Consider the following 15,585-nt stretch of genomic DNA (forward strand, 5'->3'; position numbering starts at 1 on the left):
CCGGGTGTCACCGGTGTTCGGCGGCCTGGCCGGGGCTGGCCACACCGCCGCGACGCCGGGCCAGCTCGTCCACGACCAGCAGGTCGTGGCGGAACCGGCCGGTGCGGTAGGCCGCCCGGCCGACCCGCTGGGCGATCACGGGTGCCGTGACGAGTTGCAGCAACGCCACGAGCAGCAGCCCGGCGGCGTGCCGGGGGGCGAGCTGGACGGCACTGCCGAGCAGGATCGACACCAGGCCGACCGTCTGGGGCTTGGTCGCCGCCTGCAGCCGGGAGGGGACGTCGGGGAACCGCAGCAGGCCCCAGGCGCCGAGCAGGCAGAACAGCGCGCCGGTCAGCAGCAGCACCGCGGAGATCACCTGGCGGGCCATCAGCGGGTCGTCCCGCGTCGCTCGACGAGACGGGCCGCGGTCAGCGACCCGAGGAAGCCCAGCAGCGCGACGACCGCGACGAGCGCGATGTTCCATCCCTCCCGGCGCATCCCGATCTCGACCGTGACGCCCGCGACGATGAGGATCACCAGGACGTCGAGGGCGACGATGCGGTCCAGGTTGGTCGGCCCGACCAGCGCCCGGGCCAGGGTGAGCAGCCCGGCCACGGCGAGCAGGACGAACGTGATCGTGTAGACGGTGGTCATCACCGCACCTCCTGGTCGGGGACCTCGGTGCCATCAGCGCTGTCGGTGCCATCGGTGCCGGCGCGCCGGCGGGGACGGCCGCGGCGGCGGCCGGGCGGCTGACCCCCCTCGGCGGCGCCGAAGGCGGCCAGCACCCGGCGCTGCAGGCCGAGCACGGCCGCCCGGGTGCGGTCGGCCGCCGGCTCGTCGCCGGCGGCCAGCACGTAGACGTACAGCTCACCGGCCTCGTGGTCGATCTCCAGCACGAAGGCGCCGGGCGCGAGCGAGACGGCGTTCGCGGTCAGCGTCGACACCACCTCCGACGTGGCGCCCAGCGGCACGGCGACGATCGCCGAGCGCGTCCGCGGGCCGTACCGGATCATCTGCCAGGCGACCACCACCGCCGACGGGACGAGGTCGGCGACGAGGTGGCCGAGCAGGGCGAGCGCCGGCAACGGCCGGAACCGGGCTCCCGGGTCGACCGGGCGCAGCGGGAAGGCGGCGAGTACCACGGCCGCCACGAGCAGCCCGCTGAGCGCTGCCAGCGGGGTGAGCCTGCCCCACAGCAGCATCCACACCGCCCACAGCCACAGCAGCCGGCCGGGCCGGTGGATCACGCGGGCGGCCGGCTCGGGCCCGCCGCTCCGGCGGCTCATCGGACGGCCCCCGCCGGGACGGCATTGTGGTGCCCAGCCGGGACGGCGTTCCGATGCCCCGGCGGGACGGCGTCCGGGAGCACGGACTCGACGTAGCCCGACGGCTCGAGCAGGTCGTCGGCGGCCCGCTCGCTCAGCGCGGCCAGCGGGCCGGCGAACACCGCGGCGGCCAGCCCGACGGCGACGATCCCCCCGGTCGCCAGGATCATCGGGCGGTTCACCCGCTCCGTCCCGACGACCAGGTCGTCCCCGGGCTCCGGGTCGGGCACGCTCGCCCGGCGCGATCCCCAGAAGGCCAGCGTCCACACCCGGACCATCGCGTAGAGCGTGAGCAGGCTGGTCACCAGGCCGGCGGCGACCGCGGCGTAGACAGGCCAGGTGCCGACCCCGGATCCGGCCTCGAGCAGGGTCAGCTTCGCGACGAAGCCGGAGAACGGGGGTATGCCCGCGAGGCTGAGCGCCGGCAGCGCGAAGAGCACCGCCGTCACCGGCACCGCGGCCGCCAGCCCGCCCATGCGCCGCGGTACCGACGTCCCGGCGTACCGGGTGATCAGGCCGCTGGCCAGGAACAGCGCGGCCTGCGCCACGATGTGGTGCACCATATAGATGATCACGCCGGTGAGGCCGATCACGGTGAACAGCGACAGGCCGAACAGCATGTAGCCGATGTGGCTCACCAGCAGGTAGGACAGCATCCGGTTCAGGTTGTCCTGGGCGAGCGCGCCGAGGGCGCCGACGAGCAGCGTGACCACGGCCGCGACCAGCAGCAGCTTCCACACCCCGTCATGCGCGAACACCAGGGTGTGCGTGCGCAGCAGCGCGTACACCCCGACCTTGGTCAGCAGCGCGGCGAGGACGGCCGTGACCGGCGCCGGCGCGGTCGGGTAGCTGTCCGGCAGCCAGAAGTGCAGTGGGACGGCCGCCGCCTTGATCCCGAAGACGACCAGGGCCAGCAGGCCGAGCGCCCCTGCCAGGCCCTCGGGCAGCTCGCCGACCCGCCCCGCCAGGTCGGCGAGGTTCATCGTCCCGGTCGCGGCGTAGACCAGCGCGAGCATCGTGAGGAACAGCAGCGACGACGTCATGCTGACGATCACGTAGGTCATGCCGGCGCGGATGCGTCGCGCGGTGGTGTCGAGCGTGATCAGCACGTAGGACGAGACCAGCATGACCTCGAACGCGACGAACAGGTTGAACAGATCGCCGGTGAGGTACGCGAGGGCCACACCGGCGACCAGGACCAGGTACACCGACTGGAAGATCGAGCTGTTGCCCCGCCGGGTGTCCTCGGTGACGCCCTGGCCGATCGCGTAGGCGAGCACCGCGAAGGTGACGATGGCCGAGGTGAGCAGCAGCAGGCCGGAGAGCCGGTCCGCGACCAGGGTGATGCCGATCGGCGCCGGCCAGCCGCCCGGGTTCGCGACCAGCGGGCCGTCGGTGTCGGCGATCACGACGAGCGCCACGGCGTCGGCGACGACGCCGGCGACCACCAGGAGCGCGAGAATCCGCTGCGCCCGCACCCGGCCACGCAGGACGAGCACGGCGCCGGCGGCGAGCAGGGGCACCACGACCGGGAGGACGACCAGGACGCTCACGGGCGCCGCCCGTAGGCGTCGCACCGCTCGAGCAGGCCGGGGACGGCGAGCTCACCCGGCTCCCGCGGCGGCTCCCGGTCAGCCCGGTCAGCGCGGTCGGGCTGTTCAGCCCGGTCCTCGCGGTCGGCCCGGTCCTGGCGGTTGAACTGTGCGGCCTCGTCGACCGGCTCCCCGCCGGACTCCAGGCGGCTGATCCGGGCGTCCTCGAGGTCGTCCCGGACCTCGTCGTCACCCAGCAGGGTCCACGCCCGGTAGGCGAGCGCGAGCAGGAAGGTCGTCAGCGCGAAGGTGATGACGATCGAGGTGAGCGCCATGCCCTGCGGAAGCGGGTCCGACATGTCCTCGGGCGGGGCCGAGCCGACCATGGGCGGCTGGCCGCTCTCCCCGCCGACGAGCAGCAGGAGCAGGTTCGTGCCGTGCCCGAGCAGGACGAGCCCGATCAGCACGCGCATGAGCGAGCGTTGCAGGAGGAGGTAGCTGCCGGCCGTGTAGAGGCCGCCGACCACCAGGGCCGAGGTCAGGTTCACCGGGTTCATGCGATCTCGTCCTGGTGCTCGCGGCCCGCCACTGCCTCGGCCTCGGCGTCGGCCTCCTTGTCGACCGCGGTGCCGAGCGTGCGCAGCAGCTCCAGCACCACCCCGATGATCAGCAGGTAGACCCCGACGTCGAAGAACAGGCTCGTCACCAGCTCGACGTGACCCAGGATCGGCAGATCACCCTTGAACACGTAGCTCTCCAGGACGGGATCGCCGAACAGCGCGGGCGCGAGCCCCGCGACCGCGGCGATCACCAGCCCGGCACCGATCACCGCGGTCGGCACCACCGGGACGGCCGCGCCCACCCGGCGGCGCCGTCCCGCGACATAGCGCAGGACGAAGGCCAGGCCGGCGACGAGCCCGCCGGAGAAGCCGCCTCCGGTCCTGGTGTGGCCGGCGAAGAGCAGGTACAGCGAGAACACGAGCACCACCGGGAACACCGCCCTGGTCGTGACCTCCAGCAGGACCGACCGCGCCCGTACCGGCTCCTCGGCCCGCCGGTCCGCCGGGCCGAGCAGCTGGTCGATCGTGCGCCCCTGCGGGGTGCGGACGAGCAGCAGCAGCGACGCGACCCCGAGCGCGGCCACCGCGAGCACCGCGATCTCGCCGAGGGTGTCGAACGCCCGGAAGTCGACCAGGATGGCGTTCACCACGTTCGTCGCCCCGGTCTCGGCGGGCGAGCGGGCGATGAACTCCCGGCTGGGCTGGGCCATCCCGGCACGCGAGCCGCCGGTCACGATCGCGAACCCGGCCACGAACATCCCGACCGCGACCGCGACGGCGATCCGCGGCAGCCGCATCGGCGACGAACGGTCGGCCGTCGAGAACCGGACCGGCATCCGCCGCAGCACGAAGACGAACACGATCAGCGACAGGGTCTCGACGAGGAACTGGGCCAGCGCGAGGTCGGGCGCGCCGTCGACGACGAACAGCGCGCCGATCCCGTAGCCGACCGCGCCGAGCAGCAGCGTCGCGGTGAGCCTGCTGCGGGCGCGGACGACCGCCAGCGAGGCGAGCAGGATGCCCACCGCGAGCGGGAGCTGGATGCGGTAGTCCCACCAGGGCAGGTCGTCGGGCCAGGAGGCCCCGGTGACCAGCGCGGTGCCCGGCACGGCCAGCACCGTGAGCAGGATGACACCGAGATAGGCCGGCAGCGAGCCGGTCTGCAACCGGCCGGTGACCGCGACCGCCGACCAGTCCAGGGCCCGCACGGCGCGCTCGTAACCGCGCTGCGCGTCCAGGAGGTCGGGCACCCGCGGCGGCACCCACCGCGGCCACCCCGGCCGCCCCGGCGTCGCCGTCGCCGGTGTCATCGGCGCCGTCGCCCGCACCGTCACGGCGAAAAGCAGCACGCCTCCGGCGACCGCGACGGCGGACAGCGCGATCGGCAGGCCCGGCCCGTGCCAGAGCGCGAGGTGGTAACGGGCGGCGCCGGCGGGGAAGCCGTCGGCGTAGGCGGCGACGAGCCGGTCGACGCCCCGGTGCGCGATCCCCAGGCCGAGTCCGGCGAGCGCCAGCACCACCACCGGCGCCACGAACACCGCCGCCGGACGGGCGGCCGCGCCCGGCCGTGAGCCGAACGCGCCCCAGAGGAACCGCAGCGCGTACCCGGTGGTCAGGCAGGAGCCCGCCACGAACACGGCGAGCAGCGCCAGTTCGCCGGTCCCGCCGTGGACGAACGCCTCGAAGGCGGCCTCCTTGCCCAGGTAGCCCAGGAAGGGCGGCAGCCCGACCATCGAGGCGGCGGCGAGGACGGCTCCCCCGCACACCACCGGCGTGCTCCGCCACAGGCCGGACAGGTTCCGCAGGTCACGGGTCCCGGTCTGGTGGTCGACGATGCCGACGACCATGAACAGCGCGGCCTTGAACAGCCCGTGCGCGAGGATCAGCGTGGCGCCGGCGAGCGCCGCGGTGCGCGAGCCGAACCCGACCAGCGCGGTGAGGAACCCGAGCTGGCTGACGGTGCCGAAGGCGAGCAGCCGTTTGAGATCGGTCTGCGCCAGCGCGCGCAGGCCGCCGAGCAGCATCGTCGCCGCGCCGATCGCCACCGCCGGTACCTGCCAGCCCGCCACGCCGGCGAAGGCCGGGGTCAGCGTCGCCACGAGGAACACCCCGGCCTTCACCATCGCGGCGGCGTGCAGGTAGGCGCTGACCGGGGTGGGCGCGACCATCGCGGCCGGCAGCCAGGAGTGGAACGGGATCTGGGCCGACTTCGTCAACGCGCCCAGCAGGACGAGCACCAGCGCCGCGGTGACCACCGCGCCGGACGGCGGCGCGGCCACGATCCGCGAGATCCGGTAGCTGCCCGCCGCCTGCCCCAGCAGCACGAAGCCGAACAGCATCGCCAGGCCCCCGACACTGGTGATCAGCAACGCCTGGACGGCGGACCGCCGGCCGGGGGCGCCCACGCCGTCCTGCCCGATCAGCAGGAAGGAGAAGACGGTGGTGAGCTCCCAGAACAGGTAGAGCGTGAACAGGTCGTCGGCCAGGACCAGCCCCAGCATGGCGCCCGCGAACGCGAGCAGCGCGGCACTCGCCCGGCCCGGCCCGGCCTCGCCGAGCCCGGCACCGGCGCCCCGCCGTCGGATGCGTGCGGCGCGTGATAGGCGAACGAGTAGACCAGCACGGCCGCGCCGACACCGGTGACGAGCAGCGCCATCAGCAGTGCCAGCGGGGCGAGTCGGAACACGATCTCCAGCCCGACGGTCGGTGCCCAGGTGAGGGTCTCGACCGGCGGGTCGCCGCCGGGGGCGCCGTGCCCGCCGGCGGCGTCGAGCAGGGCCGGCAGCCGGATCACCAGCCAACCGAACGTGGCCGCCGGCGCGACGGCCGCGAGCAGGAAGGCGGCCCGGCCCAGCCGGCCGGTCAGCGCGGGCAGGACCGCGGCGAGGACCAGGTGGGCGACTACGGCGGCGAACACGCGGCACTCCGCTCGCGCCCGCTCCCTGAGAGTCCCGTCGGTCTGGCCATCCGGTCCGTACCCCCTGCTCGTGTCGAGTTGTCACGTCGTGCCTGCTGTCCGCCGCCCGCCGCCGGTCGTCCGTCCGGCCGGCCGGCCAAGTGCCGAGCGCGAAGCCACGCCGACGGGCGGGACGAGACCCACCCCGACGGCCGTGCGGGCTGTGCGGGCCGCCGCGGGGCGACCGCACCCGCCGGAAGGGCGGGCCGCCGGACGGGCGGGCCGCCGGCGGTTCCAGGGCCGATCGCGGCGGTGGCGCCGCGACCGCCGACCCACTGCCGGCGCCCCCGCCACGGCGGGGGTACCCCTGACCGCCTGGGCGGCCGGGGCGAACGGGAGAGCCGCGCCACAATTCTCACGCAGCGTCACGAATGGCAAGTTCGGGCTGGTGTACCGAAAGCGCCCCGACCGCATTCACCCGCTCTGTCAGACCGTACATGGCCCAACGTGCCCAGGTCCCAAGTGACGGTGCGTAGCGGAGCCCGGGTCACCAGTCGGGACGTCCGCGGGTGGCCCGCCGCGCGCCGGTGGCCGCACTGATCCACGGACAGGTTCCCGACCTGCGGATTCGTGTCCGCGAGCCATTTCCAATTCGGAATGCCGATCCTGCTGGCACGATCCGGACCTGACCTCGAAAGGCCGGTATCTAGCCCTGTCGTGCCATGTATTGTTATTTCCGTTCGTTCGGGGTAGCGGGGTGACATACGACGGCTCCACCACTCCGCGATAGCACTTTCTGGCCTGATCCATCCGACATCCGGAGTCGCCGGCATGACTGCTACCGCGATCGCAACCGCCAAGCCCCCGGCGAGACCGCGCAGACAGCGGCGGGTCGCCCGTCAGCTTCTGTTAACCGCGCACGTCCTGGTGAGCGTCGGGTGGAACGGCGTCGCGCTGGGCCAGCTCGCGCTCGCCATCACGGCGTCCGTCGACGACGGCATCCGGCATCCGGCCTATGAGCTCATGCACGTGTTCGACCGGGCCCTCAACATTCCGCTGGCGCTGCTGACCCTGGCGACCGGGATCCTGATCTCCCTGCGCACCCGCTGGGGTCTGCTGCACCACTGGTGGGTCGTCACCAAGCTGGCGATCACGGTGGTCGCCGTCCTCTTCGCGGCCGCCTTCATGCGCACCATGATCGTGCGAGCGGGCCATGCCACGGCGGACGGAAACGTCCACTACAGCGCGCCCACGGCCGCGATCATCACCGGTGCCTGCCTGATGAACGCGATGTTCATCACCGCCACGTTCCTCTCCACGCTCAAGCCCTGGGGGCGCACCAGCCGTGGCCTGCGCGCCAGCCGGTCCGCGGGCGCACACACCCCGGCGAGCGCCGCGAACGGAACGTCCGCACCACCCACCACCAGGTCTTTCATCTCGACCGCCCCGGCCGGCGCGACAACGGCGGGAACATCGCCCCCCGCCGTTTCCACATCTCCGCCGGAAAACGCCGGCCCGGCCGAGACGGCCACACCCGACCACGCCGGTGATGACGGCGGCGCCGTCATCACCGGAAAGCGCCCGGGGCCGGTTTCCGGGTAGGTCACGAGACCGGAAGAGCCCGGCTTCGCCACCGGCCCGGAAAAGGCACGCTCGGCGCCGTCACCGAGGGCCGTCGCGGAAAAGCACGGCCGAGAGCAGCGCGAACAACAGGGCCAGCGCGCAGCCCGCCGCGGCGACGGCGTGCAGGCCGGCGGTGAACGCGTCGCGGGCCGGTGCCAGTACGGCGGTCCCGCCGTCCGGAAGTGTCCGCGCCACCCGCGCCGCGCCCACGAGGCCGTCCCGGGCGGCGTCGGCCACCGCGTCGGTCACCGCGTCCGACGGGGCGGGCCGGCCGGCGCCGCCCGGGCCGCCCGGGCCGCCCGCTCCCCCGGTCCGGCTCCCGCCGGCGATCGCCTCGGTAAGGCGGTGCCGGTAGACGGCCGCGCCCAGGCTGCCGAGCAGGGCGACCCCGAGAGCCACGCCGAGCTCGCTGCCCGTCTCCGACAGTGACGCCGCCGACCCGGCCCGCGCGGGCGGCGCGGACCCGACCACCAGATCGGTGCCGAGCACGCCCAGGGGCCCGACCCCCACGAAGACCAGGACGAACCCGAACCCCAGCAGGATCAGCCCACCGCCGCCGGCTTGGGTGAGGATCGCGAGACCCACCGCGCTCACCGCCAGCCCGACGGCCACCACCCGCCCCGCGCCGATCCGCCGCGCCGCCGCCGGGGCGGCCAGGCTCGTGCCGATGACGGCCACCGTCGCCGGCGCCAGCCACAGACCGGCCCGCAGCGGGGTGAGTCCCGCGACCAGCTGCAGGTACTGCGTCACGAACAGGTTGATCCCGCCCATGACGAACGCGCCGAACAGAATGAGCCCGAGCGCGGCGGTGAACGCCCGGTTCGCGAACAGGCCGACGTCCACGAACGGGTCGGCCCGGCCACGCTGGCGGCGGATGAACAGCCAGCCGGCCAGCAGCCCGACCGCGACCGACCCGCCGGCGCCCGGGCCCGGCCCGCCGGCCGCCGTCTCCTTGAGCCCGTTGACGACCGCGAGGACCGCGAGCAGCGACATCGCCGCGCTGACCAGGTCGAGCCGGCCCTCCCCCGGGTGCCGGTACTCGGGCAGCAGGACGGGCGCCGTCACGACCAGCAGCGCCATGACGGGCACCGCGAGCAGGAACACCGAACCCCACCAGAAGTACTCCAGCAGCAGGCCGCCGAGCACCGGGCCGGCCGCCATTCCGGCGAGGAAGCAGCTCATCCAGACGGCGACCGCGGCGGACCGCTGCCGTTCGTCGGTGAACATGTTGCTGATCAACGCCAGCGTGGACGGCATGAGCGTGGCGCCGGCGATTCCGAGCAGGGCCCGCGCGGCGATCAGCATCGCCGGGCTCGTCGCCCAGGCGGCCAGCACGGACGTCAGCGCGAACGCGACCGCTCCGGCGAGCAGGAGGCGGCGCCGCCCGACGCGGTCGCCGAGGGTGCCCATGGTCACCAGGAACCCGGCGATCAGGAAGCCGTAGCTGTCGGTGATCCACAGCAGCTGCGTGGCGCTGGGCCGCAGGTCCGCGGTGAGGCCGGGCAGCGCCAGGTAGAGAACGCTCAGGTCCAGTGCCAGCAGCAGCGTCGGCAGGGCGAGAACGGCCAGTCCGGTCCACTCCCGCCGGCCGGCCCGCTCCACCGGACCAGCCGGCCCGCCCGGACCGGCCCGTCCGGACCGCCCGGCCGGCACCGCGCGGGCGGCGGGGTCAGCGGGCACCCGGTCATCCTCCCCGGGAACGGGCCCCGCGCTGTCGGAAACTCGTCAGCTTCGCCACGTGTCCGGTTGGCGACGTGGAGTATGCGCGCTGGCAGGATCCCGTCGGCGACACCGGTCGTCCGGTCACCCGCGCCCGCGCTCCCGGAGGAGGACCGACGCACCGTGCGAGGACGGAAAAGTACGCCGACCACCCCGCCCACCGGCCCGGTCGCCGCGTTCGGGCGCGATCTCCGTGCGATGCGGCACCAGGCGGGAAACCCCTCATACCGGGCCCTGGCGCGACGCGTCGGCCTGCCGGCGGAGGTCTTGGCCGACGCGGTCGGCGGCGGGTCGCTGCCACCGCTGGACGTCCTGCGCGCCTACGTGTCCGCCTGCGGTGGGGACGTCGACTCCTGGCAGGCGCGGTGGCACGAGCTCGCCGCCATCCTGGCGGCGGAGCGGGAGACCCGGATCGCCCCGCCCGGGGCGGACGTCCCGGCGCAGCCGCCGCCGGCCGGGCCGTGGCCGCCGCGGGGCGGGCCATGGTCGCCGCGGGGCGGGCCGTGGGACGGGACACCCGGCGCGGTCCCGTCCCAGCGCCGCGGCGGCGGGCCGGCCGATGACTTCCTCTCCCCGCTCGACGCGGACGACCCACGGGAGGTCGGGCCGTTCCGGCTGCGCGGCCGGCTGGGCTCCGGCGGCATGGGCGCGGTGTACCTGGGCCACTCCCCGGGGCAGCGGCCGGTCGCGGTGAAGGTCATCCGCGCCGACATGGCGTCCGACGGCGAGTTCCGGCGTCGTTTCGAGCGGGAGGTCGCCGCGATGGGCCGGGTGAACAGCCTGTTCACCGCGCCGCTGATCGCCGCGGACGTCATCGCGGCCCGCCCGTGGCTCGCCACCGCCTACATCCACGGCCCGACGCTGCGCGACAGCGTGCTGCGCAACGGCCCGCTGCCGCCGTCCAGCCTGCTCCGGCTGGCCGCGGGGGTGACGGAGGCGCTCGTCGCCATCCACGGGGCGGGGATCGTGCACCGTGACCTGAAGCCGGCGAACGTACTGCTGGCGATCGACGGGCCCCGGGTGATCGACTTCGGGATCGCGCGGGCGGCCGAGCACGCCGGCAGCACCACCACCGGGAAGATCATCGGATCGCCGCCGTACATGTCGCCCGAGCAGGCCCGCGGTGAACGGGTGGACGCGGCCTCGGACGTGTTCGCCCTCGGCTCGGTGCTCGCCTTCGCCGCGACCGGGCGCAACGCCTTCGGCGAGGGCAACACCGCCGATGTGATCTACCGCGTGGTCCGGGAGGAGCCGGAGCTGACCGGCGTGGACCGCGACCTGCGCGCACTGATCGAGTCGTGCCTGGCCAAGGCGCCGCAGCGGCGGCCGACGCCGGCCGAGATCCTGGGCCGCTGCCACGCCCAGCTCGGGGCCAGCCCTCGCCCGCCCAGCTGGCTGCCCGTGCCGGTGATCGCCGAGATCAGCCAGCGGCTGCGGCATCCGGCCGTGGTGGACCGCCCGGCGGAACCGGCCCACCGCCCGGCGCGGGGGCTGGTGGTCGCGGCGTCCGTGTTGGCCACCGCCGCGATCGTCACGATGACGCCGGCGCGCGGCGTCCTCACCCCGTGGGAGCTGCTCCCGAGCTGGGGCGACGGCGCGCAGGCCCCGCGGCCGCCGTCGAGCCCGCCGACCACGCCGACCGTCGGGGGCGTGGCGGAACGGCGGTCGGCCGAGCGGCGGTCGGCGGGCAGCCGGCGCACCACCGACGGCCGCGGCGCCGGGACATCCGCCGGCACGCCGGGCGTCCCCGCGGACGGTGCGGCGGGTGGCACGTCCGCGGGGATGCCCGGTGAAGCGACCGGAGGCACCGTCGGCGGCGTCGCGGGCGGCCTGGAGCAGGGCCTGCCGGGCACGGGCCAGGATCCGGGAACGGGCCGGGGACCGGCCGGCGGCCCGGTTCAGGCACCGGCCGCCCCGCAGTCCGGCGGGAGCGGCGGCCAACCGGCCGCACCCGGGCCACGGCGCCCACCGGCCGTGCCGCAGGCGCCGGGTCCGGGTCCGTCCTGGCCGTTCCCGTCGCAGGGCTCGGGCGTGACGAACCTCCCACCAGCGCAGCCGCACCCGACGCCGGGATCGCCCACGGCCGCCGACCCACCCCCGCCGGCGACACCGGAGGACCTGCCCAGAACCACCGCCCCCCCGCCGCTGGAAACGCCCCAGCGGACCACTCCGCCACCGGAATCGGCACCGTCCGAGAGCCCGGCGGCGCACCCCGGCTCACCGCCGGTGGAGACCGCCCGCGCGGAGGCTCAGGACCTCTGACACCGACGCCGTACGACCGCCCGCGGCGACGGCTGCCGTCAGCCGGCAGGCTCGACCCGCGCCAGCTTGCGGCCGACCTTGAGGTACACGGCACCGGGCCGGCCGTCGAGCCTGCCCTTGAGGACGGCGGACAGCGGCTCCCGGACGTCGTCCGGTGTGAGCGGCACCTGGGTCTGGCCCTCCTCGGACTCGACCACCAGCCGCAGCCCGTTCTGCTCCGCGACCCGGCGGACGTCGCCGTTGCTCTTCGCGAACCCGAGCCCCCGCACCGTCCCGGCGACCGTCGCGCCGAGATCGGAGATCACCGGCAGGTCGTCGACCTCGGCGAAGGCGCGGCGGGAGAACCGCGCGACGAACTCGGTCCGGGCCGTCATCGCGGCGTCCACCCCGTGGATCGCCGCCGTCACCTCGCCGGCGAGGATCTTCTTGAGGTCCATCGGGTGCGCCGTGCCGGTCTCGCGCCGGGCGGTCAGGATGGCGAGCTCGGAGTCGCGCCACTCGCTGAGCGCGCGGAAGTACGGTTCGACGAGCCGGTCCGGCACGGACATGATCTTCCCGAAGATCTCACCGGGCGCGGCCGTCAGCGGGACGTAGTTGCCGCGGCTCTTGCTCATCTTGGCGCCGGTGCCGTCGGTGCCCTCGATCAGCGAGGTGGCCACGACGATCTCCGGGGTCTGGCCGCAGATCTCCATGACCTTGCGGCACATCTGCATGTTCAGGAACTGGTCGATGCCACCGATCTCCAGATCGCTGTCGACCTCGACCGAGTCGAGCGCCATCACCACCGAGTACAGCAGCTCGGCCAGGGAGAGCCCGTGGCCGGCGTCGAGGCGACGCCGGAAGTCCTCCCGCTGCAGCGACATCGACACCGGGATCCGTGAGACGATCTCCAGCAGCCGCGGCAGCCTCACCTCGCGCAACCAGTCGCCGTTGCGGCGGAACTCGGCCCGCTCGAAGTCGAAGAACGGGGCGACCTGGGCCCGGTAGGTGGTCAGGTTGCGGGCGATATCCTCGTCGGTGAGCGCCGGGCGCTCGTCCGACCGGCCGGACGGGTCGCCGATCTTGGCGGTGATGTCACCGACGATGAACACGACGCGGTGCCCCATCCGCGCGAACCGGCTCAGGAGCAGCATCGGCACCGCGTGGCCGAGGTGGACCTCGGCGCCGGTCGGGTCGATGCCGAACTTCGCCACGAAGGGACGTGAGCGGGCGGCCGCGTCGCCGATGCGGGCCGCCAGCGCCTCGGGTGAGGGCTGCAGGTCCTGCGAGCGCTCGGCGATCAGGGCCGCCTGCTCGGCGGGGGCGAGGTCGGAGAGGTCGAGGCCGCGGCGCTCGGTGGTCCGCTCCAGCAGCTCACGCACGGAGGCGTCGGATGCCAGGTCGGCCCCACCGAGCAGCGCGGTGACATGGTCGACGGAGGCTCCGAGTCGGGTCATGGCTGACAATGGTAGTCAGCGTCGAGCGCCCTGATCTCCGCCCGACTCTCCCCTCCCCGTCAGGCGGCGGGCCGGGCGGCGGGGGCAGCATCGCCGCGCCGAACTGGCGGATGACCAGCGGCCACACCACCCGGTCGCGCAGTCGGCCCAACGGCCCCCGCGCCGGCGCCAGGCCCAGGCCGTACGGGGGGATCCCCCGGCCCGGCAGGGCGACGAGCGACGGCAGCACGATCCCCCACGGCCGCCCGGACGCCCGCGCGGCGATCGCGGCGCCGTAGGCGTTGGTGTCGACGAGGATCACGTCCGGGTCCACCTGGGCGACGGCTCGGTCGAGGTCGGCCCGCTCCAGGGGGCCGCGTGACATCAGCCCGGCGAGCGCCCGCCGGAGCTGGGCCGGGCCCGTGCCGCCCGCGTCCGCCTTGACCTCGATCTCATCGATGCGCGGGTCGGTCGGCGCGATGTTCAGGCCGTCGGCCCACGGGCCGTCCACCAGCCGCGCGCCGATGCGCAGGTGGATCTCGTGCCCCCGGTCGCGCAGAGCACGCAGACCAGGGACCAGCGGGAACAAACGAGCGCGGCCCGGCGCCCGGCGTCTTCGACGCCATCCCGATCGACTTCTCCTACCTCTGGTTCGCGCTCGCGCTGTTCCTCATGGGCCTGGCGACGGGCCTGTTCGTCGCGCCGAACACCAGCAGCGTGAGAGGAGAAACTCGCCGGAGCGGGTGAGGTCTCGGCGATGGAGGATGGAACGGGTATCGACCTGCCGGGCCGATCGGACGCCCGCTGAGTGCGGGACAGGCACTGGGAAAATCGCTTTCATGAACAGCACCATCGACGACGAGGACCTGGCCGCGGCCGAGACCCGGTCCGACGCCGAGACCCGGTCCGCGCCGGAACCGGGCGGGCCCGTCCGGGGCGGGCCCGCGCTGACGGGACCCGCCCCGCAGGCACCCGCTCCGGGGGCGACCGCCCCGGACGGGTCCGACCCGGAGGCGCCCGGCCCGACCACGCCCGCCGCCGAGTCCGGCCTCTACGCGATCGGCCAGGCCGCTCGGGAGCTCGGCGTCTCGGTCCGCTCGCTGCGGTACTACCAGGAGGTCGGGCTGCTCACCCCGTCCGGCCGCACGACCGGCGGGAACCGGCTGTACGCCGACGCCGACCTGGCCCGGGTGCGCCGGATCCGTGAGCTGCAGGAACTGCTCGGCTTCAACCTCGACGAGATCCGGATCATGCTCGGGCACGAGGACCGGCTGGCCCGGGTCCGGGTGGACTACCGCGCCTCGTCCGACGCTGTCGAGCGGGCCCAGCTCCTCGACGACGCCGAGGAGGCGTACACCCAGCTCAGGGACGAGATCGACGAGAAGATCGGCCGGCTCGCGGCCTTTCGCGCCGAGATGAACGGCCACCTCGAGCGGGTGGCGCTCGCCCGGGCGGAACTCACCGAGTGACCGGGCGCCGCCCGGCGCCGGCGGCCCGCCCGGCGCCGCTCAGCCCATGGTGCGGCTGCCGTCGAGGCTCTCCCGGATGATGTCCGCGTGGCCGGCGTGCTGCGACGTCTCGGCGATGATGTGCAGCAGGACGCGCCGCATCGACCAACTCGCCCCCGGCTCGAACCACGGGGCCTCGGGCAGCGGCCGGGTCAGGCCGAGGTCGGGCAGCGACTCGACGACCTCCCTGGTCCGCTCGGCCGTCGCCTCGTAGTCGGCGAGCAGCCCGGTCAAGGTGTCTCCCATCAGCATCTGGTGCTGCTTCATCCAGTTCTCGGGGTCCCCGCTCTGAACGCCGCTGACGATGAAGTCGGTCCAGGAGCGCTCGGCCGCCGTCACGTGCTTGATCAGCCCGCCGAGGCACAGCGCGCTGACGGTGGTGCGCCGGGCCGCCTGCTCGTCGGTCAGGTCACGGACGGTGTAGCGCAGGAAGTCCCGGTGCTTCGCCAGCGTCGTGAGCAGATCCTCCTTCTCGCCGACGGTCCCGCCCTCGGCGGCACCGCCGCCGGCCTCGTCGACCGTGTCGGGGTCGGTGCCCAGGTCGACCTCGGTCTCGGTCACGGTGCCGGTCGCGGTGCCGGTCTCGGGCCCGCTCTCGACGTCCACGGTGCTGCTCATGGTTCCCACCTCTGCTCGCCGGTGACTGCTCGCCGGATGACTGTGGAGCCGACGATAGGAACCCTTGCGGACAGCTTCTGTCCTGGAGCGGAACCCGAGCCGGCAAGTCGGGGCCGGGGCCGGGCGAGCCGGCGGGCGGGGT

The 15,585-nt window shown here is 74.5% G+C and carries 14 protein-coding genes; 3 read left to right on the forward strand and 11 right to left on the reverse strand.

Annotation, left to right across the window (positions count from 1 at the left end):
- Nucleotides 1-7 precede the first annotated feature (7 nt).
- From mnhG to B056_RS43860, 7 genes are read right to left on the reverse strand one after another with little or no spacing between them, the layout of a single operon-like run.
- Nucleotides 8-370, reverse strand: a complete 363-nt coding sequence (mnhG, locus tag B056_RS0101730; protein WP_018500178.1) for a monovalent cation/H(+) antiporter subunit G — start codon at nt 368-370, stop codon at nt 8-10.
- Nucleotides 370-636 carry a monovalent cation/H+ antiporter complex subunit F gene (locus tag B056_RS0101735; RefSeq protein WP_018500179.1) on the reverse strand — a complete coding sequence of 89 codons (267 nt, stop codon included), beginning with the start codon at nt 634-636 and terminating at the stop codon, nt 370-372. Before B056_RS0101735 ends, mnhG begins: the two co-directional genes overlap by 1 nt.
- Nucleotides 636-1,271, reverse strand: coding sequence for a Na+/H+ antiporter subunit E (locus B056_RS0101740; RefSeq protein WP_018500180.1), 636 nt, complete (start codon nt 1,269-1,271; stop codon nt 636-638). Before B056_RS0101740 ends, B056_RS0101735 begins: the two co-directional genes overlap by 1 nt.
- Complete coding sequence (locus tag B056_RS0101745) at nt 1,268-2,863, reverse strand: Na+/H+ antiporter subunit D (RefSeq protein WP_018500181.1); 1,596 nt, start codon at nt 2,861-2,863, stop codon at nt 1,268-1,270. Before B056_RS0101745 ends, B056_RS0101740 begins: the two co-directional genes overlap by 4 nt.
- Nucleotides 2,860-3,399: a Na(+)/H(+) antiporter subunit C gene (locus B056_RS0101750; protein ID WP_018500182.1), complete on the reverse strand. Its 540-nt coding sequence runs from the start codon at nt 3,397-3,399 to the stop codon at nt 2,860-2,862. Before B056_RS0101750 ends, B056_RS0101745 begins: the two co-directional genes overlap by 4 nt.
- Nucleotides 3,396-5,903, reverse strand: a complete 2,508-nt coding sequence (mbhE, locus tag B056_RS34700; protein ID WP_230202761.1) for a hydrogen gas-evolving membrane-bound hydrogenase subunit E — start codon at nt 5,901-5,903, stop codon at nt 3,396-3,398. The genes B056_RS0101750 and mbhE overlap by 4 nt, the downstream gene beginning before the upstream one ends.
- On the reverse strand, nt 5,822-6,319 hold the full coding sequence (locus tag B056_RS43860) for a hypothetical protein (protein ID WP_230202762.1): 498 nt from the start codon (nt 6,317-6,319) through the stop codon (nt 5,822-5,824). The genes mbhE and B056_RS43860 overlap by 82 nt, the downstream gene beginning before the upstream one ends.
- Nucleotides 6,320-7,129: 810 nt before the next feature.
- On the opposite strand from B056_RS43860, the gene B056_RS41565 reads away from it, so the two are divergent.
- Complete coding sequence (locus B056_RS41565) at nt 7,130-7,900, forward strand: RAD23 family protein (protein ID WP_230202763.1); 771 nt, start codon at nt 7,130-7,132, stop codon at nt 7,898-7,900.
- Nucleotides 7,901-7,960: 60 nt separating this feature from the next.
- Here the strand turns inward: B056_RS41565 and B056_RS0101765 are convergent, their stop codons facing one another.
- Nucleotides 7,961-9,523, reverse strand: coding sequence for an MFS transporter (locus B056_RS0101765; RefSeq protein ID WP_026239217.1), 1,563 nt, complete (start codon nt 9,521-9,523; stop codon nt 7,961-7,963).
- A gap of 240 nt (nt 9,524-9,763) precedes the next feature.
- On the opposite strand from B056_RS0101765, the gene B056_RS39185 reads away from it, so the two are divergent.
- Nucleotides 9,764-11,902 (forward strand): protein kinase domain-containing protein, encoded by a 2,139-nt coding sequence (locus tag B056_RS39185; protein WP_230202764.1) that lies wholly within the window; start codon nt 9,764-9,766, stop codon nt 11,900-11,902.
- A gap of 38 nt (nt 11,903-11,940) precedes the next feature.
- Here B056_RS39185 and tyrS read toward each other — a convergent pair whose 3' ends face one another.
- Both tyrS and B056_RS34715 read right to left on the reverse strand, forming a co-directional pair.
- Nucleotides 11,941-13,338: a tyrosine--tRNA ligase gene (tyrS, locus tag B056_RS0101775; protein ID WP_018500185.1), complete on the reverse strand. Its 1,398-nt coding sequence runs from the start codon at nt 13,336-13,338 to the stop codon at nt 11,941-11,943.
- The gene (locus B056_RS34715) at nt 13,256-13,906 is read right to left on the reverse strand and encodes a hypothetical protein (protein ID WP_018500186.1); all 651 of its coding nucleotides are present in this window, start codon (nt 13,904-13,906) and stop codon (nt 13,256-13,258) included. Before B056_RS34715 ends, tyrS begins: the two co-directional genes overlap by 83 nt.
- A 250-nt stretch (nt 13,907-14,156) precedes the next feature.
- Here B056_RS34715 and B056_RS0101785 point away from each other — a divergent pair, with 250 nt between their 5' ends.
- The gene (locus B056_RS0101785; RefSeq protein ID WP_018500187.1) at nt 14,157-14,786 is read left to right on the forward strand and encodes a helix-turn-helix domain-containing protein; all 630 of its coding nucleotides are present in this window, start codon (nt 14,157-14,159) and stop codon (nt 14,784-14,786) included.
- A 39-nt stretch (nt 14,787-14,825) separates the two neighbouring features.
- Here the strand turns inward: B056_RS0101785 and B056_RS0101790 are convergent, their stop codons facing one another.
- Nucleotides 14,826-15,443, reverse strand: coding sequence for a DinB family protein (locus B056_RS0101790; RefSeq protein WP_018500188.1), 618 nt, complete (start codon nt 15,441-15,443; stop codon nt 14,826-14,828).
- Between the last annotated feature and the right edge of the window lie 142 nt (nt 15,444-15,585).

The sequence above is a fragment of the Parafrankia discariae genome (assembly GCF_000373365.1).
GTDB lineage: Bacteria > Actinomycetota > Actinomycetes > Frankiales > Frankiaceae > Parafrankia > Parafrankia discariae.